Below are 22,248 nucleotides of genomic sequence, written 5' to 3'. Positions count from 1 at the left end.
CTCAAGAGACCTTTGCCGGGAGTGATAAATGAGCTTCATACGAGCAGTGATAATAGGCGCAAATGCGCTCAGCCAGTTGCTTGGCCGAGAGCAGCCCGTTGGGTTCCACAACGGCACGCTTGCCATGGACCCATTTGGGTTCAATGGGATTGAGCCAGGGACTCTGTTTGGGCAGAAACAGTGGCAGGATACGCACGCCCTGGCCCTTGCTCTTGACTTTCTGGTTCTGCTCTCTGATCCATGTGCGCACGATCTTACTGGAGTGCCAGGGAGCATTATCCCAGATCAACAACCACGCCGTTTTGCCCAGGCGCTCCAATTCAGTGCAGCAAGAGGCCAAAAACTGCGTCGTGATGTCACTGACTGGACGTCCATCGACGAAGCGCAAGGACATCTGGTCGCGGATGGGGGCTTGGGCAGGACCTCGTTGCCACAGGACCCCATAACAGGCCAGAGCTTTGGCATCGGAATCGGCCTTTTGCCAGGTTTGTTCCACCAGGTGAACAGGGTCATCGCTCGTCTGCCAGGCACGAGTGCGAGGCAACGCAAAACGAGACCACCACACCTCGTCCAAAAAACCGATGGCCCAGTTGGCGGCTTGTTTCTCTTGCGAGACCCAGCTCAACAATCGGTCGCGAGCCGTTTTTTTTCCTGGTACAACGGATCGGGGCTGGTGATCCAATGCTTCGCTCGCTTCCAGTTGATGCCCAGACGCAAGAGCGTTTGGCGCATCGTCTCGATGGAGACTTCCCGTGCCATCCAGCCAAGGCGCACACCCTGCTGGACGAGCAAATCGAGCGTCCATAGGCTCGTCTCGAAGCCAAAATCGCGAGGCGGACGATGCAACACCGTTTTGAACATCTCGGCCGTGACATCTTCTCGCAGAACAGTTGGCAAATGGTGGGGACGACTCGATCCAGCTTGCAGGGAGGAACGCCCCTGCTGATTGAACGCGTGGATAGCACGGCGAACTGTTTGTTCGTCGCAGGAGAGCGCCTTTGCGATGCCGGGAGCGGTTTCCCCACGAGCTGAGGCCAACAAGACCTGGCTGCGACGAAGCACAAAGGCATCCGAGGAACGCAGCCCGCTGGTGAGCGACCTCTGTTCCTGTTCGGACAGATCACGGACAAAAATGTGTGCTTTCATGGCTCTGAGTATACCATATCCCGGATCACCTTTATTGAGAATGCACTAGGATGGCACAGCCCAAAATCTGTTGCGTCTCGTCATCAACAATAGCCTTCATGAAGCCCCGCGTTTCTCCCGTTTCTATCGCACGAGCGACAGCATTCATAGGTAACTTCGCCACACGGATAGGCCGCCCCTGCCTCCTGGCCTCACTTTCACTCAGGCCAACACGCCCAAGCTGAGGATCAATAAAAACAGTATGGGGAACAAGGCGATCCCGCGTGCTCGCATGACCATGCTCCAACAGGTTTGTGCGCAAAATGCGGAAGTCATCGTACGAAACGTGCGTAAAAGCGGGTCCCCCTTTGACGTCACCCAGCGCATAGATGCCAGGAACATTCGTTTCCAGCTGTTCATTGACCTGGATGTAGCCCTGCTCGTCCATTTGAATGTCAGCAGCTTCAAGGGTGAGATCCTCAGTATTGGGGATGCGGCCGGTCGCTGCCAGCAGATGCGAGCCGATAAGCTGCTGTTCACCCTTCGGTGTAGATACCGTCACCTGGATGCGCCCATCATCGATCAGCTCAACCTGTCGCGACATCGTTGATGTCAAGACCGTGACCCCTTCCTCACGCAAAATGCTCGTGATTTCCTCAGAGACATCTTCATCCTCGTTCATCAGTAACCGTGGACGGGACTGAATAATCGTGACCTGGCTGCCAAAGCGGCGAAACATTTGTCCAAACTCCAGCCCGATATACCCACCACCGATAATGATAAGGTGCTCAGGCAGTGTATCCAACTCCATGAGCGTGGTCGAATTGAGAATCGGAACGCTCTCGATGCCTTTGAGTGTGAGTGGCTCTGGTCGAACACCAGTCGCGATAAAGATCTGTGGCGCGGTGATCGTGTGCGTCTCGCCAGTATTCAGAGAGACCTCAAGTGTCTTAGGAGCGATAAAATGGGCCACACCCCTCAACAGATCCACACCCTCCATCCCCGTAAGATGACTCTCATAGCCCTGGCGTGCGCCCTCGACGATTCGCTGTTTCCGTTGGCGAACAGCCCGCAGATCCACCGAGATAGAGCCGGTGTGGACACCATACTCGACGCCATTTCTTGCCTGATAGGCGAGATGGGCACTGGCAACCATCGTTTTTGTCGGAGTACAGCCAGTATTGACACAAACACCACCAATGGGGCCGCGCTCAATCTGCGCTACTTTTCGACCTGCCTTTGCCAATGCCATGGGGAGGAATCTGTCGCCCTGACTGGTTCCGATTACAATTGCATCATAAGATGTCGTTTGTCGCATTTCACTGTTCTCCTTTTTCTTCTAAAAAAACAACATACCCTCTCTGTCTCTTGGAATCTTCATTGTGTACCAGATGAATCATTGGCGTCCAAGAAACCTGCGAATCGCCATGGCAATTACTTCAGCGTGGGTCTCCAATGCGAAGTGACCCGTGTCAAAGAAGTGAATCTCGGCCTCGGGCACATCACGTTTGAAGGCTTCAGCGCCTGCTGGGAGGAAGAAGGGATCGTTCTTGCCCCACACTGCCAGGAGCGGTGGCTGATGGATGCGGAAATAGTGCTGGAAGGTAGGATAGAGCGCGACATTGCTCTTGTAATCACCGAAGAGATCTAGCTGCACATCGTCGGCACCGGGACGGGCAAGATAAAAGGTGTCGAGCGCACTCCCATCCGGCGACACCGTTGCTTCATTGGAAACGCCATAGGTGTACTGCCAGCGCGTCGTTTGCGGAGCCAACAATTGACGCAACGCTTCCCGGTTGCTCTGGGATGCATCCTGCCAGTAGGCCCGCATGGGATTCCACCCGTCGCTCAGACCTTCTTCATACGCATTGCCGTTTTGCGAGATGATCGCGGTGATGCGCTCAGGGTGTTTTACAGCCAGCCGCAATCCCGTCGGAGCACCATAGTCGAAGATGTAGACGGCAAAGCGATCGAAGCCAACCACCTCGGTAAAGTGGTCGATAACATTGGCGATGTTCTCAAATGTGTACGTGAACTCGCTCCGTGCTGGCATATCGGTCTGACCAAATCCGGGCAAATCGGGCGCGATAAGGTGGAAACGATCGGCCAGCAGGGGAATCAAATCGCGAAACATGTGTCCCGCACTGGGGAAACCATGCAACAGCAAAAGCTTAGGAGCCGTCAGCGCGCCAGCCTCACGATAGAAAACGCTGAGTCCGTTCACGTCGACTGTGCGATAGGTAGTCATAGTTAATTCTCCTGTCTGTCTAAATGGGACGGTTCGTGTGCATCCCGAGATACATCACGAAGTGCTTCAAGGATGATGTTTACGACGCCACCGAGTACCGTCAAACTTGGAATATGGTCAACTGGATACATGCGTACCTTCGCCTTCATTCGCTCCACCATAAACTGCTGCGTCTCCTTGACACTCATGCGATCCTGCTCGGCCTCTCCTTTGTAGTTATATACAGATCAAAATCGTTTTTACCACGTATATAGTATATACTAGGAAGAAATATCTTTGTCAATATGCCGTTTGCCGCTAAAGGAAGAATCTTGATTGATACAATAGCACTAAGCCTGGATATGCCAGTGTCCATCAGGAACGTTGCAAAGGCCTTGCGTCCATATCCATTGGCACCAAACCTGCCAGAGAGCAATTTGCACTTTTCTCCTGTCCGTTCCAGGCCATGTGTAGATACGTATTAAGCAATGTTACATAGAATGGCTGTCTCACTGAGGCAATTATGCCTTGAGGGATTTTTTCGCGGTAGATCGTTGGTTCGTCGTCTTTGTATTGATCTTCAAAGAAGTGACACTGACCCTGGGGACAACAAATCGGTCAGCTACTGACTATTGCCAGGCGGTAAAGAGGCTAATGAGGTGGCGCTGGGAAGAGTATGGACGGTGTCGCTCTCTACGCATCGCATGTAATCAATAAACGCATTGAGAGTTGAATGGAGCAAAAACCTGATGCCATCTTCCACCCGTAGGGCTGCCAGAGTGTGAGCGCAGAGCGTCCTTTAATCAGGACGCTCCTATAAAGGTTCAGATCAGCGAAGGAAGAACAGATACGTTTTTGTTCAGGCTGTAAAACTCCTACAGTGGATGCGAGCCAGTCGAGCGTTGTTGACGATAATGATAGATGGATCGGGCTCGATTCAAACATCCTAAACTGCACCACTGCCGGCTTCCACCTTTAGAGGTATCATAAAAAAACAAGATACAGCGGTCATTCTTACATTTGTGTAATCTCGATCTCTCTCCTTCTGTGAGCAAGCGCAAGGCGGACAGGGCGATCGGGAGTAGAATCCTTCCTTTTTGCTCATCGTACACACGATAGATCGCCATAATCGTTCCCTGTGGCGTGACCTGGGCCAACTGATATCCAAGCGCCAGCATCTGATTAAGCATTGTAAGATCGGGTGAAGTGATGAGTGGGTCTTCAACGAGACCAGTACATAACAAGCGCAATGACTGTCGAAACGCTTTGACTTCTTCAAGCAGTTCAGTGGTCCAGACAAATGGGGTTCCATCGCCTACGATATTCTCATGTTCAGGATGATAGGCACACGCCACCTGCCACCACTGCGCAAGATCGTCGGGAGATGTGAACAGGTCCTGTTTCTTTCCTCGAACAATCATTTCCGTATTGACGAGATCCAGAGCCAGCGAGCCACTCAGGAACCGGTCATCTTTGAAACTCTTCTCATTGGTCATCGTAATGTTCCATATCTATCCAGGTCTTCTGTTCGTGTAACTTCTCAAATATTCTTCACCTACAGGCTGCCAACAGCCCCTGATGAGTTGTCCTGAATATTACGCTTCTTTTTTCTATTCATAGCAATCACTTGCTCCTTGAATTATACGCAGATAAATCCACATTGACAAGTACATTTTTCTCTACATCAGGGCTTTCAATTCTAAAAAACGGAACAGTGACCAGTGAGCAAGAGATCAAGAGATCAAGAGATCAAGAGCCTGGTCATACGATGCATCGAAATAGCGCATCTGCTGAGCAACATTGCGCACGCCCTGCCCGGGCAGGTGGGAGTATACAGCAGCAAAGGTGAGGGATCGACCTTCTGGTTCACCCTTCCGTTGACCCCCAATCATTGCAAAGGAAAAGAAAGAAGAATCATCATGTCTAACTCGAATTCCCTTAATCCTAAAGAAAAAGCAATATCGCCCCCGTAGCCACCCATGCCGGACGATCGCTTTCTCGCCGTGATGCAAGGAGCCTCGGATCTCTTTTGGATTCTCTCTGCTACCGGAACGATGGACGAAATCTGTCCCAGTTGGCTTGCTTTCACCGATCAGCAGAAACACGAAGCACGTGGAAAAGGTTGGCTTGAGGCTGTGTATACAATAGATCAACCTTCCTTAAAAGCGTTTCTCGCTCAATCCAGTTCCACAACTCAATCGCATGAACATATCTGCCATTTTCGCCGAAACGACGGATCTATCGTTTGATACGCCTGCGCGTGTTTCCATTTTTTACCGTTGCTGGAAAGATGTACGAGCATGTAGTGAGTGGCATAGATATCACGACAGAAAAAATGAATGAATCGCAAATTCAATTAGCACTTGAGGCCTCCAATGTCGGTTTGTGGCAATTAGATCTGGGCACACAGCAATTTCTGGCCACGGAACATTGGAAGCAGGTATATGGCCTCTCGCCAGATGCTCCCGTTACCTTTGAACGCTTCCTGAGCATGATCCATCCCGATGACCGGGAACGCTTTGAGGCCGTGAATACACGTGCGCATGCTGATCCTACCATCTCCTACGACGTCCAGTTCCGTATCATTCAACCTGATGGAAGTGTGCGCTGGGTAATCTCACGATTACAATATCTAGTAGATGTCCCAAATCAGTCTGGCCTTATGATTGGGTCGGCTCTAGATATTACTGAAGTAAAAAAGGCGCAGGAGCAGGTGGTTGAGATTCTCGAAGGAAGGAACCATTGTTGAAGCCAATGACAAGTTTCTCTCGCTCATCAAGGCGACACGTGAGGAGTTGACTACAACTGGCCTCCACTTGAGGGATCTAACGCCCAGCGAGTATCAGGCAAAAGATCAACACTCCAGAGAAGAACTGTTCACAACGGGCAGGTATCTACCGTTTGAAAAGATCTATTACACACGAGAAGGCACGCAAGTTCCCGTTCTGGTAGGGGGGTTCTTATGCACCCGGAACATGCCTCGTCTTCGCTAGCACTCGCGTTTGCCCTGGATCTAACCGCCCAAAAAGAGCTGGAACGGCTTGAGAAAGAATTAGGATTAGGCCTCTCTATCTGCAAGATGCTCATTGCCCAACATCACGGTGAAGTTGGCGTAGAGAGCACACCAGGTGAAGGATAGACCTTCTGGTTTACTTTACCAACGATACAGGACGTGAATTCAGCGTGAGAAATTCCAGCGGCGCTTGCACCAGATCGGTTGCAGAACCTGGTTCGTACAAGAAGCTTGCCCTCGCTCACCTGATAGCACAGCGAGGCTTATAAATTTCAGGGGAGCTTCAAAAAAAGAGCTACTCCTTTACACTCTTACACTCTGCAAAAAAGCACTCATACCGTCCTATAGTATGAGAATGTATAGTTGACAACTGGAAACATGAAGAGACCTGTACCGCTCTTTCACATTCAGGAACCTCCCTGGGTACGCGCAAGAATATCATCAACCACTTGCACAAGTGGTTGTGTAGCGTCTATTGTTACGCCGCTAGTGGGAATGGCTTCTTTGGTTTGATGCAAGCGCACAATGGTTTCCCGCTCCTCTGGTCGTCCACCCCAGTCAGTTGGATCCCGTGCCATGCGCTCATCAATCCACCGAAGGCAGGTATCAAGGTCGACATCAAGGACAAACACGCCATCTAATACCTCGATGAATTGGGAAAAATTCCTCGACCCGCCGCAGAAAAAGGTGATCACCTCATCCTTGTTCGCGATTAACGCCTTGACTTTCTCTACATCCCAAAGGGGGGATAGGTGGAGATCAGATGCGGAAGTATCTATCGGTGTGCCTGTTTGTGGATTGGCTTGATACCTCAATTCCCGGTCACCATGAAAGGCCTAGTAGCCGCGCCGCTGCAATTCTGTGCAAACCGACGTTTTGCCGGTGCCGGAAACGCCCTCGATAAGATAATTTCTCTTTCCCATTGCTTATCCTTTTCTTGATACTTTTGGACAACAGTATACCTGATGGGGAGCGGTTTTTCCAGCAAACGCGTATGAAAGTCTCTTAATAAGAGAGGACAAATGCGCGAGGTCGGAGGGCGAAACCCGCTCACTCTATCAACCTCAACGCCAGAAGGGGAAAGACCATTTTCCACGCTCATCCCACCATCTTCCCCATCCAGGTCTGCATACGCGCGCGTGGGCATTTCATCGTTGAGGTGCTATACTACCACCATGCGGGTTTTGATCAGTAGCGAGGTTTTCTGAAGGAGAAATATGAATCGCATGGATCGGTTGACCGCGATGGTGCTACTCCTACAGGGAGGACCACGTACAGCTGGTGATCTGGCACAGCGCTTTGAGGTCTCGCGACGTACCGTGTTTCGTGATATCGAGTCGCTATGCCAGATGGGGATTCCGATTGTGGCGACTGCCGGCCCACGGGGCGGCTACGCATTGATGCCTGATTATTCGCTTTCTCCACTCCAGCTGACGGTCAGCGAGTCGTTCCTGCTGCGCCTGGCCTTGAGCAGTGTGGCGCAACTGGCTGATACCCCTTTTAAGCAGGAGCGCGAGTCCCTGCTGGCCAAGATGGCGGCCATCATGCCCACGCGCCACGCGGACAAAGCCGAACAGCTGCTGCGCACCATCCAGCTTGAGGTGCCACAGCGCCATTATGAAACGCCGTTTATCGAGCACCTGATTGCCGCCGCGCAGGAACGGGCGTGGCTGACGGTGGAGTATCGTTCTGGCCAGCGCACGTCGCGGCAGACGCTGCGCCCGCTGCGCCTCTCTTCTTCCGGTGGCTTCTGGTATTGCCGGGCCTATTCGCATGAGCGACAGGAGGAGCGCATCTATCGTGTGGATCGATTTCTCAGCGTGAGCCCCACCGACACACCAGAACCGGACGAGTCACGCATCCCCGCTATATCTCCGAAGCTTCCTTATGGACATCCCTCGCTGCCAGAGGTATGCATCCGCCTGTCCGCCTATGGCACCATGCTCATGGAGCGTGATCCTCACCTGGGCAACGCCATCCAGCCCGACGAAAACAATGATGGCAGTGGATTGTTGCGCTTTCGTTGCCCGCCCTCTGAATATCCTTGGCTGCTGCGTACCCTGCTCAGTTTGGGTCCCGACGCCGAGGTGCTGGCTCCCGAGACGCTTAAAGACCAGTTGCGTGCGGCCGCTCTGACCATTGCGCAACGCTACTCCTAATAGTGACATAAGGCTGTCACCATTACTGCTGTACACTCTCTCTACCAGCCGATAGCGAGCTGGTCATCACGTTGAAGGAGCTATGACTATGGTTGCATCTGCCTCTGTGCAGCAACGCCTGCGCAATTGGCGCCAGACGTCCGAGGATCGTTTACCGGGCAGCGAGCACGCACCAGACTTTATCGAGCGTATGGGCATCGTGACGCTCTATCCAGCCTCGCCGGAGTTCCCCAATCTTTTTTCCGCCTATGTGGGCGATCCCACCACGAAGACGGATTCCGGCTGGGATACGCCCAGCGGTGAGATCTATACCTGGCGCTGGACGCTGGGCAGTCAGGAGGTGGCTTTCTATTCGGCCCTGATCCGGCGCCGGCTAACCTGGATCTCCTGGTCGCTGTTCCCTGTCATGCTGCGGTTGTGTGGCGAATTACGCAGTCCTCATGAGCTCTATCATTCCGGCAAGCTTTCCGCGTCGGCTCATCGCATTATCGAGGTTCTGGAGGAGGTCGAAGAGCCACTGTCGACCCGCGAGCTACGCGAACGGGCGGGCTTTCCTCGCGGCACGGCCTCACGCCACCTCTATCTCAAGGCGGTGGAAGAGCTGGAATCTCAGATGCTCCTGGCCAAGGTCTTCCCCGACGACGAGCATACGATGTATCATACCCTGGTCAGTCAGCGCTACGCCGAGCACGCCGCCGCCGCCAAACGCCTGACCCAGCAGGAAGCCCTGCACACCTTCCTGCTCTGCTATCTATCCCACGCTGTCTCCATTGATCCTGCTCGCCTGGCGAAGGATCTCAAGCTCCCACCGGCAGACCTGAACGCGGCCCTCACCAATCTGGCCGTTGACCAGAGAACATAGAGCGGCATATCCCGCCCATGTTGTCCACTATGACAGGAAAGAAGGCGCTTGATTCATTGTTGAGCTCAAAAAACTTTTTTCCATGATTATCTCCTACAAACGGGAAAGCTGATTGCGGTCAAACGGCTAGAACTGATAGCAGAAGATCCAACCTCCTTCCTTTCTTAGAGCGGGTAGGCTGTCCATCAAGCGGCAGAGTGTACGATAGGCCCAGGTTGTGCGGGCAACATACGGCGACTCGATGATTGAGCGCGCGCCCACGAGATTGAGACGTGGATTCCACTTTTCGGGCTCCTGGGGATCATCGAAGCCCGGATTGGCTGGGGTGATGCCAAGGGCCTTGATCGAAGGATGAGCGACGATGAGCCGTGAGGCCAGCTTGCTATAGCCGTTGAAGACCAGTTGTCCGCTCGGGAAGTGGGCCGTTAGACGGCTGAAGAGCTGCTTGATCTCGTCTTCGGTCAGAAATGGCAAAAGACCATCCGCGACCATGATTGCGGGGCGGTCGGTAGGAACGGTATCTAGAAAGCCAGGATCGGTTAAGGAGGCTCCTATCATCTGGTAGCCGTCGTGTTCGCGGTAGAAGCGTTGACGCAATTCGATTACATCGGGATAGTCGATATCGAACCAGTGGACACCTTGCGGCGGGTTCACGCGTTCCCAGCGGTTATCCAGACCACAGCCCAGATCAAGGACCGTGGCCTCAGGGTGGTCCGCGAGAAATGCCCTGGTACAATCATCAAGCATTTTGGCCCGAATGGCCCCACCAAAGCTCTCTTTTTGCGGCACCTTCAACTTTTGGAAGTCATAGTCAAGCGCCTGGACCAGCTCCTCCGCTTTCTTATCACCCAGGATCGGGCGCTTTGAGAGGCTATCCATCGCTCTGGTATAGAGTGTGAGAAGAAGTGTTTCTTTCATTCCAGTAAAGGGGACTGTAATGGTTTGCATCATGCTATCCTTTTGCTTTTTATGTGACCGCCTAATAAAGCCGCTTCCGGTAGCTCTCCTGTAGAGAGGCCTCCATCTCCTGGACGCTGGTATTGGCAGGGCGAACCTGATCGAGCAGGATCTGGCCGAGGGAGGGGATGACGGAGCTTTCGGGCCAGGTGGTCGAGTCCCAGAGATGGGAGCGTTTGGCTGCTTTGGCGCAATGCAGAAAGCACTCCTGCACTTCGAGGGCAATGGCGACCAGGGGAGACTTGTCTTGCACCTTCATCGGCTCAAGCAGCGCGGCATCGCGAATGAGCTGGGCACGCCCGTTGACACGCAGGATCTCCTCCACGCCTGGGATCAGGAAGAGCAGGCTGACAGACGGGTTCTGGAGAATGTTTCTTAAGGTATCGAGCCTCCGGTTGCCTGGTCTTTCGGGAATGAGGAGTGTCTGCTGGTCCAAGATATGGACAAAGCCCGGCGCATCTCCACGAGGCGAGACATCGAAGTGCCCGGCAGCATCGGCTGTCCCGATCAGCAGAAAGGGAGAGTAGGCGATAAAATTTTCGCAGTGCGTATCCAGGGCCGCAAGCTGCTTGCGTACAACCAGCTCGCTTGGAAAACCTAACAGCTCACGCAGCTCTTCCTCCGAACGAATCACTTCCTGAAATCTAGATGCATTCATAGTTAACCCTATTTCTACTTTTATACATATAGCGCCATTATTTACTCGATCACATAAAGCAGGTGAAACATCATCTAAGCTCCACACAGGCTCGTCATGCGAACAAGACTGCGAGGTGCAAGTGGCGCAGGTGTTCAGGCTCGATGACGGCTTCGATGGCGACAAATTTGCCGTCGCTGATGGTGAGGAGTACAAGGAAGAGCAATTGCCCACGTGGGGCGATCGCGACTCCTACGGATCCATCCACAAGCACTGGTTGCGCGAACGGGATGCGTTTGAGCAGTTGCATGGCTCCCCGGGCGACGGCTCGTGCGCCATACATTTTGGCAACCGCTCCGCGTGAGACGGCGAGCGGGTCGGCGCGAAAGACGACTTCTGGATCAAGCATGGTCATCAGCGCATCGAAGGAACCTTCGCGGGCCGCCGCTAAAAAGGCCTCCACCACCGCGCGCTGGGAGGCGAGATCGGGTTCTTTGAGCAGGGCCGATCCACGTACACGGCGGCGCGCCCGGCTGGCAAGCTGCCGGGTCGCCAGCGGAGAACGTTCCACGAGGGGCGCAATCTCATCGAAGGGGACGCTGAAGATATCGTGCAGGACGAAGGCGAGGCGCTCGGCGGGCGCAAGCGTGTCGAGCACCACGAGCAGAGCCAGCCCCACCGCATCAGCAAGCTCGGCCTCCTCCTCCGGGTCAACCTCACTCTCCTGGCTGGTGGGAGGATTGGAGGCCGACGCTTCCAGCGAATCCTCACGGCGCGTGGTACGTGCATGGAGCATGTTCAGGCAGATGCGCGCCAGCACCGTCGTCAACCATCCCTCCAGATTGGAGACCGCGCTCACATCGGCCCGAAAAAGGTGCAGCCAGGTCTCCTGGACGGCATCTTCCGCCTCGGCAAGTGAGCCAAGCATGCGGTAGGCCATCGCACGCAGGCGAGGGCGCTCCGCCTCAAATTGTTCTGTTAACCAGTTGGGTATCTCTCTCATCGGTCACACTTCCTCGTTTCAGTTTGTCATAGGTATAACGAAGAAAACCTGATCGGTGGAAGGGGAACAGCTTCGCTGCTGTCCGCCGATTCTCTCTTTCTCATCGGTCACATCTCGTCGTTTCGGTTTGTCATAGATATGACAGAGCAAACCCTCTGAATGTGACCAATGAGGATAAATAATAAACGAGAAAGTGACAATAAACACCATGACTCTCAATTCCTCACATTCCACCTTCACACAATTGGCAGCAGATGAGCAGGTCGAGAGGACCGTTCAAGCACTACAAACGCACGGCATACACGTGGTCGTCTGCGAAACAGGCGAAGAAGCAAGAGCATATGTGCTGGCTTGCATCCCCGCCGGTGCAGAGGTCTACGATGCGCCCTCACGGACGCTTGAAACGCTTGGTCTGACAGAGCAGATCGCACGCGCAAGCCGCTTCCAGTCCGTACGTACGCAGTTAGCGACGCTTGATCTCGCGACGGAGCGCAACAAGATGCGTAAACTGATTGCGGCTCCTGATCTCCTGCTGGGGAGCGTTCAGGCGATCACCGAACAGGGCGAGATCCTGCTTGCCTCTGCCTCCGGCAGCCAGTTAGGGGCCGCCGTCTTTGGGGCAAATAAAGTGATCTGGGTCGTGAGCACGCAAAAACTTGTGCACACCTTGGCCGATGGCCTGCGTCGCATCCGCGAATATAGCCTCCCCCTAGAAAATGAACGCGCTCTGCAAGTATATGGTCAAGGCAGCGCCATCAATAAGTTGCTGACCGTCAAGGCAGAGCACGAACCCGACCGCATCACGCTGGTCCTGGTCAAGCAGCAGATTGGTTTCTAGGCGCTCTGGGAAAGCGCGTGACATTGCAAAAAATAGCCATATAGGTATGGAGAAAGTGTCTGAGATAGGAGATAACGATGAAAATACTGATTGCTGGAGCAAGTGGGGCTTTGGGCGCCCCTTTGACCCGTGCATTGATCACCAAAGGACATCAAGTTTTGGGTCTGGCCCGGACCCCTGAGAGCCGAGCGCACCTCACCCGTCTTGGTGCTCACCCGCTTCAGGCCAATGTGATGGAGCGCGACGAGCTGCTCAAAGCGGTCAAGGGTGTACAAGCCGACGTCGTGATTCATGCCCTGACCGCGCTCAAGAAGTCGCCCCTGCGTCATCAGGACATGTATGCGACCAACGCCCTGCGCGATGTTGGCTCCAGAAATCTGCTCGCAGCAGCCCGCCAGGTCGGAGCACGCAGGTTCATTGCCGAATCGATGACGCTGGGCTACGGCTATGGAGACTGGGGCGCACAGGTCCTCACGGAAGACCATCCCTTCGCGCCCATGGGAAGCTCGGCGCAACTCGAACGACACGTGGCCGGGTTCCGCTCCTTGGAACGCCAGCTCTGGGAGGCGACCCAGGAGGGTTGGATCGAGGGGATCGCCCTGCGCTATGGCTACTTTTATGGCGCGGCCTCTCTCCCCCCGCTGCTGGAGGCCCTACGCCACCACAGCCTTCCTCTGCCCGATGGAGGCCGCGCGGTTACCTCCTGGATCTATCTGGAAGATGCCGCCGCCGCCACCATCGCCGCGCTTGAAGGAGGGAAGGCGGGAGAGGCATATAACATCGTCGATGACGAACCGGTACGCAACCAGGACTTCTTCGCGTTCCTGTGCCAACAAACTCACCTTCCCAAACCCTTGTCGCTGCCAAGTTGGATGATGCATCCCCTCGCCCCGCTAGCAACCGACTTTTTCGCAACCTCCATGCGCGTCTCCAATGCGAAAGCGGTGCGTGAGCTTGGGTGGAGGCCAACGATTGCCCCCAGCTATCGACAAGGGATCGCTCAAGCGCTGGAGGTGCTCAACTCGGAACAGGGCGCTATCAAGCTATAAGAAATACTATCTCAATTCAACATAATCACAAAAACAGTAAAGGTGCTCTATTATGCAGAACAACACAATAGGAACCCAGGCAAAACAACGGCAGGCGATCGTCATTGGTGCCGGGATCGCCGGCCTGTTGGCGGCCCGTGTGCTGGCGGAGTATTATGAACGAGTACTGGTGGTAGAGCGTGACCAGTTGCCCAGCCAGCCCCAACCGCGTGCGGGGACACCGCAGTCCCATCATCTCCATCGCTTGTTGCCGCGTGGCAAGATGATCCTGCAACGCCTGTTTCCCGGTTTTCTTGAGGATCTCCTTGCGCATGGAGCTGTCCCGCTGGAGCAGACCAAGAGCCTGTTGATCGCCAAAGATGGACGTACGGCCCACAGTGCGCCCAATGCGCTGGGCAAAGACGCCTCGTGTAGCAGGGCGCTGTTGGAGTGGGAGATACGGCAGCGCGTGCAGGCCATGGCAGGTGTGCATTTTCTGTCCCAACAGGACGTGGTTGGTCTTATCGCGGCCCCCGACCAAAAATCTATCGCCGGTCTCCATCTACGTAAGCGAGGACAATTGGAAAAGCGGACCCCTTTGTTCGCGGATCTGATCGTCGATGCCAGTGGACGCTCCTCCAAGCTCCCATCCTGGTTACAAGAATTAGGCTATCACCTGCCTGAGACTGAGCAGGTCCATTCCGCGATCGGCTATAGCACGCGCTACTACCAGTTCCCGGTAGAGACTGAGCCGGAGTGGAGTAACGCGCTCAAGCCATTCTCTCAGAGCGATGGGGTCGCCTTCTCGCTCATCGAGAACCATACCTGTGCCGCGATTATTGGCAATATCGGCGGCCAGTACCCTCCGACCGATGTGGTGGAGTTTGAGCAACGACTCTCCGACGCCATCGGACCCTATCTCCCTCAATTGTTGCGAGATGCTAAGCCCCTTGGTAATCCGCGTGGGCAGCGGATTCCGGTCTGTAAGCGCCATCACTTTGAGCAGATGGAAGATTGGCCTGCTGGTTTGCTAGTACTAGGAGATGCCTTTTGCAACTTTGATCCGATCTATGGGCAGGGCATGAGCGTGGCCGCGATCGAGGCCGAGACGTTGGCACAATGTTTGCAAGAGCAACAGAGCCAGCCCCGGCCTGGCTTTGAACGCTACGTACTTCAACGCATGCAGCAGGCCATCGACCCGGCCTGGTGGCTCAGCAGTGTCTCAGACCTCAATGCGCAGGGTGTCACCTATACAGGTCATTCTCCAGTACGCGGGGTCCGGTTGGTCCAATTGTATCTCGACCTGTATCTCAAGTATGCTCCAGTGCTGGATCGGGAATTGCTGCAACAAGGGAAGTATGGACAAACGTACCTGCTGAAAAACTTCTTGATGAATGGCTTGCTGATCTCACCGTGCGAAGTCATCAATGCGCGCGTACTGGCCGCCTTACTTGCGGTGGGAGGGGCTTCAGAGGAAGGACGACTGCTGGCAGAGCTGCTTCAGGGTTATCCGCAACGCTTCGAGGAGATCCTGGATGATATTATTCCTGACTTCTCCTTGTCCTTTCAGGAGTCTGTCCTGCTCTCTCAACCTCCGGTTGCTCAGGTCGTCGGGACCAGAGCAAGGAAGGAGGCCTTCGGATAAGAGGGGCGGTGGGCGAACGGGTACGGGGATAGATTTTCAACCTGTCCCTACAAGAGTTCGGCGTGAGATGTTTCAGTTTTCAGGATTGGAGTGACGACATATATGATGGAAACCGGTAACATGCAAGGGAAGGTTTGTCTGGTGACGGGGAGTAGTTCGGGGATTGGCAAGGCGACGGCGAAAGGACTGGCGCGGACGGGTGCGAAGGTGGTGATGATCTGTCGCAATCGTGCCAAGGGCGAAGCCACCCAGGCGGAGATCAGGCAGGAGATTGCGCACGCGCAGACGGATTTGATCGTTGCCGACCTTTCGGAGCTGGCCCAGGTGCAGCGCGCTGCTCAGGAGTTGACGCAAAGGTATCCGCACCTGCACGTGTTGATCAATAACGCCGGAGGGTTGAAGAGTAAGCGGGAAGTGACAACTGACGGCCTGGAGTACGCTTTTGCCACCAATTATCTGGCTCCCTTCCTGCTCACCCAGCTCCTGCTGGATACGCTCAAGGCCAGTGTTCCTGCGCGGATCATCAATGTCAGTTCGGCCGGGCACAGCCTGGGGCGGATCGATTTCGCGAATCTGCAAAGCGAGCAACGCTACAGTGCCTCAAGGGCTTATGCCGATACCAAGCTCGCACAACTTTATGCCACCTACGAACTGGCCGCCCAGCTCGAAGGGACGGGGATTACCGTGAACGCGCTTCATCCGGGGGCGGTCGCGACCAACTTCAACGACAACCTGACTGGGCTGGTGGGTTTTATTGGAGCCTTCAACAATCTGGTGGGGGCCAGCGCCGATAAAGGAACGCAGACGACGCTGTACCTGGCAAGCTCGCCTGAGGTGGAGGGAGTCACGGGGAAGTACTTCTCCAAATGTCAGCCGGTCTCTTCCTCCAAACGTTCCTATGATCTGGAGGTGCGCAAACGCCTCTGGCAGGTGTCGAAGGAGTTGATCCAGCCATATGCTTCTCTTACCAACACAAAGAGCTTCTAAGATAGGACCCTTGTGTGTCTTGCACACAAGGGTTCACCTTCCCATTTTAGAATTACTGGACGAAGAACCAGCCACCTACCACAACTGATGCTCTCTGGACGCGCCTGCAGCCCATGCCCCTGCCTCGCTCCCAGCAGTTCGACGCCGATCTCCACCGCATCGTCACCCATATGCGCACGTCTTTCCCGGATCACACCATGCACATCGCCCAGCTGGCCACCTTCCTGTGCACACCATTGGAACCAGAGCAGCCAGCACCCTGCTCACTGCTGTTCACCTCTCACGTCGTGTTCACACATTCATCTCATCTATCGATCAAAAAATGACACTAGGAGGCTGGCACAGTCAATTCCATTTTTATTTAGGGTGCTTTTTTCTTTGCTTTTTGAACACTTCTCCTTCTCCCCCCACCAACTTCTGCCCTCTCGCCCCACAAGCTTTCTCTCCCGTTTCCCCCCTTCCTCCTTCTCTCCAGGCCACCACGAAAAAATGTGATCATTTCATTTTCGCGTTTACAAATAATAGATTCAAAAAAGGATGAGCTGGAGACTATCTACAAACATCATCCTTCATGCAGTTGTAGCATGAAGGATGACATCTCCCCAACCATATGAGTTAGTCTTACTGGTGAGATGGAGAAGGCAGTATATTACCATATGGAAAAACGAGCAGAAGCGGTTGCCGATCAGGCTCATCGCCGCTGGATTGCCTCCAGTGATCCTGATGAGCACGTCGAACAGATTCGCCCCTACATCGAACTTGGCTTTACACACCTGATCTTTCACGCTCCAGGCGAAGATCAGTCACGCTTCCTACAGATCTATGCCAAAGAGATCTTACCGCGCTTACGCAAACGCTTCGGCTAAGAACTCCGTCAATGTGTAATTTCACGCCGCGTAAATTCGGCGGCATGCAGCTTTACAAAGTCGTGCACATTCGTTGGCCTCTCGCCAGTGAGCTTGAAAAAATCGTCCGTCATGCGGTCGTAACGTCCCTGTTCGTGCAGTTCTGCCATTACCCCAAAATGGTTGACGAGATATGGAGGCAACCCTGCCTCACGAAGTTGATCGGTCCATGTGGCGAGGGGTACATTGCGATAGCGAATCGTCCGACCGAGTGCCCTGGAGAAGAGGTACGCATAATGATTGAGATCTGCAGACTCAAAACCGGTGAGATTGTAACTGTGACCAATATAGGGAGCCGGGTCATCAAGGATGACAGCTACGGCGCGTGCTACGTCGACCGCCGAGATTGGTGAGGTCTTGCCTTCGCCCATCGGCAATGCCAACTCGTTGGCTTCCCGTACACTCGTAGCAGCGAGAAGCAGGAAGAAATTTTCAAGGAAGACCGTTGGTCGGACCGTAACGACTGGCAGTCCCGACCATGAGAGGGCTTGCTCCGCTAGCCAGTGCAATTTTTGCTGCTGGCTGTCTGTGGTCTCGGTGATGCTCATCTGCGAGACCGTCATTTGCGACATATTCACAAACGCCTCGACACCATGGTGGCGCGCCACGGCGGCGGTGTTGACCGTGGCTTCCAGATACGTCGGGGAGACGGACATGCCGAAATACATGCGCGCACAGCCTTCGATCGCGCGGTGCATCGAGGTAAGATCTGTCAAATCTCCTTGCACAACTTCGGCTCCGAGTCGGCGCAAAGCCTCGGCACGCTCATCCTCGCGCCGCACCAGGGCGCGTACCTTATGTCCTCGGGAGAGCAATAACGCAGTGAGGTTGCGACCGATCGAACCAAGACTACCGGCTGCCCCGGTCACAAGAGTCATGCTGTCATCTGTAGATTTCATTGTCATGCCTCTTTATTTATGAGTATGCTCAATCGCTATGGGTGGCTAAGGTGCAGTCTAGATATGCGAGCGTTAGGCACGCTGAAGCGGATCCCATGGTGTGTTCATCACATGGCCAGCGAAAGACGCCTTTGGATGGAGGCGCTCGCTGACAACGCCCCCCGTGGTGGTTTCGATCGCGATACGATCGGGTGTGAAAGCGGTGTGCCAGTCCATCTGGCCGAATGGGCTGACGGACGCAGTTTCCTCATGAAGCGTGATTGTCTCCTCACGGGGATTGGGATCCTGCTCGAGACCCTTCATCGGCCACACCCCCCCACCGGTGATGACCGTAGCAGTCGCCCTCTTGAATGTATTCCAACGATCAAGGCCGCCATGTGCGGCAATGACTTGGGTTAGTAGATCGTCCATCTGTTCCCCCCTCTCATCCTTTCATGATGCGCTAGAATAGAAGCCGTTGGAGTGATATACCAACCATACCAAACACTCGTGCCATCCGACTTTTGAGGAAGTTTTCTCGAGCACTGCATTACTCAGGAAATATCTTCTCACCCTTCAACTCTAATACGGGCGCTCTCTATTAAAGGTATCTTATACAAATCTGGTCATCGGTGATTCAGAAGATCAGGAAACCAGTTGGTGTTACCTTTCGACTGACGCATCGTGTCCTTACTGGAGGAAGAGAAGATTACTGTTACATCCCGTATGAGAAAAACCATGAAGAAGGATACCACTATGGCACCATTGGTGACGGTATAGTGAGCATACATGATTGAGGGCTATGTTTTTCTTTTTAGGAGCAAGAGTTGTGCTAGAGAAGCTTCATCTTGATGAGTGGATGATGGGAATGGCCTCGCCGCAAAAGCACTATTCATAAGTAGGAGGAACACCAATGGAACGATGTGAGGGGACGCTCCACGAGAAACAAGTTATCGTCCTCGGAGGCAGTTCGGGTATTGGCCTTGAAACGGCACGTCTCGCTGACGCACAGGGTGCCAAGCTTGTGCTCGTCGCTCGTGATGTGCACAAGCTTGAGGCAGCCTCCCACGCACTGGGAGGTTCGGCTCGGACGGCCATCTTTGATGTCGCCGACGAAGGGGCCGTCAGAACGTTCTTCGAACATATTGGGAGGATTGACCATGTTCTCCTCGCGGCGGGCAATCCTTTCTATGCACCGCTTGTACAGATGAACTTCTCAGAGGCGCGTCGCTACATTGATAACCGTATTTTGTCGATACTATATATAGCACGGTACGCTGGGCCGCATATGGTTCCTGCTGGCTCATTGATCTTTCTCAGCGGAACGCTGATTCAGCGGCCAGCTCTCGGCCTCAGTGTGACCTCAATCGCTGGCCATGCCACAGGGACGCTGACAAAGAACCTCGCTTTGGAACTGGCTCCCACTCGGGTGAACACCATTGCCTGCGGATTCGTCGATACTCCCTTATCGGCTGCTCTGCTTGGCGAGGGGTTGCAGGCACGTCGGGAAGAATTAGAACGGACACTCCCTATTCATCGCGTGGTGCAACCCGAGGATGTAGCCAAACTGGCTGTTCACTTGATGCTAAACACTGCCATCACTGGATCAACCTATGCAATTGATGGTGGTCAAAGCCTGTTGTAAAGACGCATAGACACGCAGTTTTCCATCTGGTAAGAGGCCATGCATCAAAGAGTACAGTCGTTCCCTACCGAAAGACTGAACCAGATGGCAGGGGACTGTGCCTCATTTTCCTGCCAATGGTATAATGGCAAGGTAAACCAGAGCGCGGCCCCTCGCCAGGAGCACACTGTACTCCAGCGTTCCCCTCATGCCGTTCAATGAACACCCGGTACTCCAGCGTTCCCCTCAGAACACCCGGTACTCCAGCGTTCCCCTCATGCCGTTCAATGAACACCCGGTACAAATAGAGGGGCAATCCGCAACTCAAATCGTGTCCATGTTGGATGGAACTGCCTTTGTGTCGTTTGTACAAATTTTTCAGCACGTAGAAGAGAGAGATGGCGCACTGTAGACATACCCCAGGTGTGGTTCTCTGTTGTTTGACGCATATCTCGGCTCTGGCACAACTTTGGTGATCATTGTAAGTTTGCTTGATACAATTACCTGAAAGCATCGTTCTACATGTAAAAAAGAGAAAGATGCCTATTCAGAAATGGAAGAATCTCACATCCTCTCTCTTGGCGAGGGGTTACAACTGAGAAAAATGGAAGTGGTCAATGATCACTTCGTTTTTCATGTGCAAGCTACGGCTGATGTTTCGATCTGTCCTCTGTGTCAACAACCAGCAACGCGCATTCATAGTCAATACTTCCGTGTCGTTTCTGAACTTCCTTGCATAGGACATCAAGGACAAATCGTCTTGCATGTGCGCAGGTTCTTCTGCAATCGTGGAGATTGTCTCCGGAAAATCTTCACTGAACGGCTCCCCCATCTCGTGGCTCCCTGGGCTCAAATGAGCCAGCGACTCTGTTCGACTATCCAAGCCATTGGACTTTCAACTGGTGGAAGATTGAGGCAGCACCTTGCAACTCGTCTTGGCATTCAAACATCGCGAACGACGATTGTCAGACGAGTCATGGAGATTCCAACTCAGACGCCTCAGACCATTCCAGTACTTGGAGTTGATGATTTCCCCTTTCGGCGTGGCAGAACATTTGGGATGGTCCTTGTTGATCTGGAAACCCATCAGATTTGCAATGTCTTGCCCAATCGTCTGGTCGAAACAGTTGCTGCATGGATGCGTTCTCATCCAGAAATTACCATCGTGAGCCGTGATCGAGGAAGTGAGTATGCATCGGCAGCCTCTCAAGGAGCGCCTCAAGCGGTGCAGGTAGCCGACCGTTTTCACATCGCCAAAAACATGACAGAAGCAGTCCAAAATCTTCTTGCCCGTGTCCTGCCAGAGATGAAAGGATACGGACAGGAGAAAGATGTTTCTGAACTGACAAAGGCAACGGTCTCTCTTCCTATTGAGGAATTGCGTCCAGCGCAAGAAGCGAGTGTCAAACAAACCGTTGCCACACGACGTGCAGAGCGACAAGACCGTTATCAACACGTAATGATCCTCTCTGAGCAAAAGATGACATCGCAAGAAATTGCGAACCATCTTGGGATGAAAGCACAAACGGTACGGGATTGGCTTCATAAAGAGGTTGCTCCTGATACGAGACCGCGTCGAAAACAGCAGAGCGATTTTGACCAACACGCGCCCTATGTGCTGAAACGATGGCGGCAAGGCGAGCACAATGGCCGACCGTTATGGCGTGAAATCACACCTCAAGGATTTAGGGGCTCCGAACGTATGGGCTATCGGTTTCTAGAAACATTGAAAAATACAGACATTTTGTTTTCTGCTGGACATTCTCGTCTGCCTTATTACACTTCAAACACGGCAGTCTGGTTATTTGTACGGATACTAAGACACTCAATGAAATTGAGAGGCAAGATCTCGATGCCTTTCGCTTAGCGCACTCAACCCTTGATATGACTTATCGCTTTTTGCAAGATTTTTGGCAGATGCTTCGGCATAGCGAAGGAGAACGATTGGAGACCTGGATAGAGCACGTCATGCAAAGCCAGATTCCTGAACTCCAACGTTTTGCGAGAGGTGTGGAACTTGATAAGGCTGCTGTCCAATCAAGGCTGACACGTTCTATCAACAATGGACCAGTAGAGGGCCAAGTAACGAAAATGAAACTGATCAAACGGATGGTGTATGGCTAGGCTGGCTTTCATTTGCTCCGCCAACGAGTTTTACATATGTTCTGAGTGCGAAAACAACCAGGCAGAAATCACCAAAGTTGTGCCAGAGCCAGATATGTGTCAAACAACACTGAAAACCTGTCTTGCTACACTCATAACCAATGTTGGTCGAATGGTATCACAAGCCTTGACAGCCTGGCATCTCTCTATTATAATGAGTGAACAATCATTCATAATGAACGATCATTCACTCACAT

The 22,248-nt window shown here is 53.5% G+C and carries 24 protein-coding genes and 1 pseudogene; 13 read left to right on the top strand and 12 right to left on the bottom strand.

What is annotated here, in order from left to right; genetic code table 11:
• Window position 1: 1 nt before the first annotated feature.
• The 6 genes from EL633_RS35125 to EL633_RS35100 form a co-directional block, all read right to left on the bottom strand.
• A complete protein-coding gene (locus tag EL633_RS35125) occupies window positions 2-682 on the bottom strand; it encodes a transposase (RefSeq protein ID WP_246039092.1) in 681 nt (226 codons plus the stop codon).
• Window positions 622-1,146 carry a helix-turn-helix domain-containing protein gene (locus EL633_RS35120; protein WP_126626405.1) on the bottom strand — a complete coding sequence of 175 codons (525 nt, stop codon included), beginning with the start codon at window positions 1,144-1,146 and terminating at the stop codon, window positions 622-624. The genes EL633_RS35125 and EL633_RS35120 overlap by 61 nt, the downstream gene beginning before the upstream one ends.
• A 31-nt stretch (window positions 1,147-1,177) precedes the next feature.
• Window positions 1,178-2,443 carry a mercuric reductase gene (locus EL633_RS35115; RefSeq protein ID WP_126631847.1) on the bottom strand — a complete coding sequence of 422 codons (1,266 nt, stop codon included), beginning with the start codon at window positions 2,441-2,443 and terminating at the stop codon, window positions 1,178-1,180.
• A gap of 78 nt (window positions 2,444-2,521) precedes the next feature.
• Entirely contained in the window at window positions 2,522-3,373 is an 852-nt protein-coding gene (locus tag EL633_RS35110) for an alpha/beta fold hydrolase (RefSeq protein WP_126631846.1), read from the bottom strand.
• A 2-nt stretch (window positions 3,374-3,375) separates the two neighbouring features.
• Window positions 3,376-3,561, bottom strand: coding sequence for a hypothetical protein (locus tag EL633_RS35105; RefSeq protein WP_126631845.1), 186 nt, complete (start codon window positions 3,559-3,561; stop codon window positions 3,376-3,378).
• Between the two features lie 666 nt (window positions 3,562-4,227).
• Window positions 4,228-4,848, bottom strand: coding sequence for a CGNR zinc finger domain-containing protein (locus EL633_RS35100; RefSeq protein ID WP_126631844.1), 621 nt, complete (start codon window positions 4,846-4,848; stop codon window positions 4,228-4,230).
• A gap of 839 nt (window positions 4,849-5,687) precedes the next feature.
• Between EL633_RS35100 and EL633_RS35095 the strand changes: the two genes are divergently transcribed.
• Genes EL633_RS35095 through EL633_RS37170 form a run of 3 tightly spaced genes read left to right on the top strand, consistent with a single transcriptional unit; the run spans window position 5,688 to window position 6,491 of the window.
• Window positions 5,688-6,101, top strand: coding sequence for a PAS domain-containing protein (locus tag EL633_RS35095; RefSeq protein ID WP_161982702.1), 414 nt, complete (start codon window positions 5,688-5,690; stop codon window positions 6,099-6,101).
• The gene (locus tag EL633_RS38345; RefSeq protein WP_126631842.1) at window positions 6,070-6,345 is read left to right on the top strand and encodes a PAS domain-containing protein; all 276 of its coding nucleotides are present in this window, start codon (window positions 6,070-6,072) and stop codon (window positions 6,343-6,345) included. The genes EL633_RS35095 and EL633_RS38345 overlap by 32 nt, the downstream gene beginning before the upstream one ends.
• Window positions 6,315-6,491, top strand: coding sequence for a hypothetical protein (locus tag EL633_RS37170; RefSeq protein WP_174845197.1), 177 nt, complete (start codon window positions 6,315-6,317; stop codon window positions 6,489-6,491). Before EL633_RS38345 ends, EL633_RS37170 begins: the two co-directional genes overlap by 31 nt.
• A 281-nt stretch (window positions 6,492-6,772) precedes the next feature.
• Here the strand turns inward: EL633_RS37170 and EL633_RS35080 are convergent.
• Window positions 6,773-7,288, bottom strand: a pseudogene (locus tag EL633_RS35080) (nucleoside/nucleotide kinase family protein).
• A gap of 294 nt (window positions 7,289-7,582) precedes the next feature.
• Between EL633_RS35080 and EL633_RS35075 the strand changes: the two are divergent.
• A complete protein-coding gene (locus EL633_RS35075) occupies window positions 7,583-8,524 on the top strand; it encodes a helix-turn-helix transcriptional regulator (RefSeq protein WP_126631841.1) in 942 nt (313 codons plus the stop codon).
• A gap of 82 nt (window positions 8,525-8,606) precedes the next feature.
• Window positions 8,607-9,386, top strand: a complete 780-nt coding sequence (locus EL633_RS35070) for an AlkZ-related protein (RefSeq protein WP_126631840.1) — start codon at window positions 8,607-8,609, stop codon at window positions 9,384-9,386.
• A 126-nt stretch (window positions 9,387-9,512) separates the two neighbouring features.
• On the opposite strand, the gene EL633_RS35065 is transcribed toward EL633_RS35070, so the two are convergent.
• The 3 genes from EL633_RS35065 to EL633_RS35055 all read right to left on the bottom strand — a co-directional run bounded on the left by EL633_RS35065 (window position 9,513) and on the right by EL633_RS35055 (window position 11,983).
• Window positions 9,513-10,337: a class I SAM-dependent methyltransferase gene (locus EL633_RS35065; RefSeq protein WP_246039328.1), complete on the bottom strand. Its 825-nt coding sequence runs from the start codon at window positions 10,335-10,337 to the stop codon at window positions 9,513-9,515.
• Between the two features lie 28 nt (window positions 10,338-10,365).
• Window positions 10,366-11,001 carry a pyridoxamine 5'-phosphate oxidase family protein gene (locus EL633_RS35060; RefSeq protein WP_126631839.1) on the bottom strand — a complete coding sequence of 212 codons (636 nt, stop codon included), beginning with the start codon at window positions 10,999-11,001 and terminating at the stop codon, window positions 10,366-10,368.
• A gap of 94 nt (window positions 11,002-11,095) precedes the next feature.
• Window positions 11,096-11,983, bottom strand: a complete 888-nt coding sequence (locus EL633_RS35055; RefSeq protein WP_126631838.1) for a sigma-70 family RNA polymerase sigma factor — start codon at window positions 11,981-11,983, stop codon at window positions 11,096-11,098.
• A gap of 208 nt (window positions 11,984-12,191) precedes the next feature.
• On the opposite strand from EL633_RS35055, the gene EL633_RS35050 reads away from it, so the two are divergent.
• The 5 genes from EL633_RS35050 to EL633_RS35030 all read left to right on the top strand — a co-directional run bounded on the left by EL633_RS35050 (window position 12,192) and on the right by EL633_RS35030 (window position 17,347).
• Window positions 12,192-12,821: an LUD domain-containing protein gene (locus EL633_RS35050; protein WP_126631837.1), complete on the top strand. Its 630-nt coding sequence runs from the start codon at window positions 12,192-12,194 to the stop codon at window positions 12,819-12,821.
• A 77-nt stretch (window positions 12,822-12,898) separates the two neighbouring features.
• Window positions 12,899-13,870 carry an NAD-dependent epimerase/dehydratase family protein gene (locus EL633_RS35045; protein WP_126631836.1) on the top strand — a complete coding sequence of 324 codons (972 nt, stop codon included), beginning with the start codon at window positions 12,899-12,901 and terminating at the stop codon, window positions 13,868-13,870.
• A 52-nt stretch (window positions 13,871-13,922) separates the two neighbouring features.
• The gene (locus EL633_RS35040; protein ID WP_126631835.1) at window positions 13,923-15,494 is read left to right on the top strand and encodes an FAD-dependent oxidoreductase; all 1,572 of its coding nucleotides are present in this window, start codon (window positions 13,923-13,925) and stop codon (window positions 15,492-15,494) included.
• 102 nt (window positions 15,495-15,596) lie between these two features.
• Window positions 15,597-16,481 carry an SDR family oxidoreductase gene (locus EL633_RS35035; protein WP_246039327.1) on the top strand — a complete coding sequence of 295 codons (885 nt, stop codon included), beginning with the start codon at window positions 15,597-15,599 and terminating at the stop codon, window positions 16,479-16,481.
• Between the two features lie 656 nt (window positions 16,482-17,137).
• Window positions 17,138-17,347 carry a hypothetical protein gene (locus EL633_RS35030; protein ID WP_246039326.1) on the top strand — a complete coding sequence of 70 codons (210 nt, stop codon included), beginning with the start codon at window positions 17,138-17,140 and terminating at the stop codon, window positions 17,345-17,347.
• Between the two features lie 8 nt (window positions 17,348-17,355).
• Here EL633_RS35030 and EL633_RS35025 read toward each other — a convergent pair whose 3' ends face one another.
• Both EL633_RS35025 and EL633_RS35020 read right to left on the bottom strand, forming a co-directional pair.
• On the bottom strand, window positions 17,356-18,285 hold the full coding sequence (locus EL633_RS35025) for an NmrA family NAD(P)-binding protein (protein WP_126631834.1): 930 nt from the start codon (window positions 18,283-18,285) through the stop codon (window positions 17,356-17,358).
• Window positions 18,286-18,357: 72 nt separating this feature from the next.
• On the bottom strand, window positions 18,358-18,588 hold the full coding sequence (locus tag EL633_RS35020) for a hypothetical protein (protein WP_174845196.1): 231 nt from the start codon (window positions 18,586-18,588) through the stop codon (window positions 18,358-18,360).
• Between the two features lie 589 nt (window positions 18,589-19,177).
• On the opposite strand from EL633_RS35020, the gene EL633_RS35015 reads away from it, so the two are divergent.
• The 3 genes from EL633_RS35015 to EL633_RS37750 all read left to right on the top strand — a co-directional run bounded on the left by EL633_RS35015 (window position 19,178) and on the right by EL633_RS37750 (window position 22,012).
• Window positions 19,178-19,909: an SDR family oxidoreductase gene (locus EL633_RS35015; RefSeq protein ID WP_126631833.1), complete on the top strand. Its 732-nt coding sequence runs from the start codon at window positions 19,178-19,180 to the stop codon at window positions 19,907-19,909.
• 532 nt (window positions 19,910-20,441) lie between these two features.
• Entirely contained in the window at window positions 20,442-21,755 is a 1,314-nt protein-coding gene (locus tag EL633_RS35005; protein WP_246039325.1) for an ISL3 family transposase, read from the top strand.
• Window positions 21,686-22,012 (top strand): transposase, encoded by a 327-nt coding sequence (locus EL633_RS37750; protein ID WP_307720629.1) that lies wholly within the window; start codon window positions 21,686-21,688, stop codon window positions 22,010-22,012. The genes EL633_RS35005 and EL633_RS37750 overlap by 70 nt, the downstream gene beginning before the upstream one ends.
• Window positions 22,013-22,248 lie beyond the last annotated feature (236 nt).

Origin of the sequence: Dictyobacter alpinus (genome assembly GCF_003967575.1) — a bacterium.
Lineage (GTDB): Bacteria > Chloroflexota > Ktedonobacteria > Ktedonobacterales > Ktedonobacteraceae > Dictyobacter > Dictyobacter alpinus.
This window is presented reverse-complemented; position numbering and strand designations above follow the sequence as displayed.

Excerpts from the sequence above, each read along its gene's own strand:
- EL633_RS35120 (WP_126626405.1), bottom strand. The coding sequence starts at position 1,146 with ATGAAAGCACACATTTTTGTCCGTGATCTGTCCGAACAGGAACAGAGG.
- EL633_RS35115 (WP_126631847.1), bottom strand. The coding sequence starts at position 2,443 with ATGCGACAAACGACATCTTATGATGCAATTGTAATCGGAACCAGTCAG.
- EL633_RS35110 (WP_126631846.1), bottom strand. The coding sequence starts at position 3,373 with ATGACTACCTATCGCACAGTCGACGTGAACGGACTCAGCGTTTTCTAT.
- EL633_RS35105 (WP_126631845.1), bottom strand. The coding sequence starts at position 3,561 with ATGAGTGTCAAGGAGACGCAGCAGTTTATGGTGGAGCGAATGAAGGCG.
- EL633_RS35100 (WP_126631844.1), bottom strand. The coding sequence starts at position 4,848 with ATGACCAATGAGAAGAGTTTCAAAGATGACCGGTTCCTGAGTGGCTCG.
- EL633_RS35095 (WP_161982702.1), top strand. The coding sequence starts at position 5,688 with ATGAATGAATCGCAAATTCAATTAGCACTTGAGGCCTCCAATGTCGGT.
- EL633_RS37170 (WP_174845197.1), top strand. The coding sequence starts at position 6,315 with ATGCACCCGGAACATGCCTCGTCTTCGCTAGCACTCGCGTTTGCCCTG.
- EL633_RS35075 (WP_126631841.1), top strand. The coding sequence starts at position 7,583 with ATGAATCGCATGGATCGGTTGACCGCGATGGTGCTACTCCTACAGGGA.
- EL633_RS35070 (WP_126631840.1), top strand. The coding sequence starts at position 8,607 with ATGACTATGGTTGCATCTGCCTCTGTGCAGCAACGCCTGCGCAATTGG.
- EL633_RS35065 (WP_246039328.1), bottom strand. The coding sequence starts at position 10,337 with ATGATGCAAACCATTACAGTCCCCTTTACTGGAATGAAAGAAACACTT.
- EL633_RS35060 (WP_126631839.1), bottom strand. The coding sequence starts at position 11,001 with ATGAATGCATCTAGATTTCAGGAAGTGATTCGTTCGGAGGAAGAGCTG.
- EL633_RS35055 (WP_126631838.1), bottom strand. The coding sequence starts at position 11,983 with ATGAGAGAGATACCCAACTGGTTAACAGAACAATTTGAGGCGGAGCGC.
- EL633_RS35050 (WP_126631837.1), top strand. The coding sequence starts at position 12,192 with ATGACTCTCAATTCCTCACATTCCACCTTCACACAATTGGCAGCAGAT.
- EL633_RS35045 (WP_126631836.1), top strand. The coding sequence starts at position 12,899 with ATGAAAATACTGATTGCTGGAGCAAGTGGGGCTTTGGGCGCCCCTTTG.
- EL633_RS35040 (WP_126631835.1), top strand. The coding sequence starts at position 13,923 with ATGCAGAACAACACAATAGGAACCCAGGCAAAACAACGGCAGGCGATC.
- EL633_RS35035 (WP_246039327.1), top strand. The coding sequence starts at position 15,597 with ATGATGGAAACCGGTAACATGCAAGGGAAGGTTTGTCTGGTGACGGGG.
- EL633_RS35030 (WP_246039326.1), top strand. The coding sequence starts at position 17,138 with ATGGAAAAACGAGCAGAAGCGGTTGCCGATCAGGCTCATCGCCGCTGG.
- EL633_RS35025 (WP_126631834.1), bottom strand. The coding sequence starts at position 18,285 with ATGAAATCTACAGATGACAGCATGACTCTTGTGACCGGGGCAGCCGGT.
- EL633_RS35020 (WP_174845196.1), bottom strand. The coding sequence starts at position 18,588 with ATGAAGGGTCTCGAGCAGGATCCCAATCCCCGTGAGGAGACAATCACG.
- EL633_RS35015 (WP_126631833.1), top strand. The coding sequence starts at position 19,178 with ATGGAACGATGTGAGGGGACGCTCCACGAGAAACAAGTTATCGTCCTC.
- EL633_RS35005 (WP_246039325.1), top strand. The coding sequence starts at position 20,442 with ATGGAAGAATCTCACATCCTCTCTCTTGGCGAGGGGTTACAACTGAGA.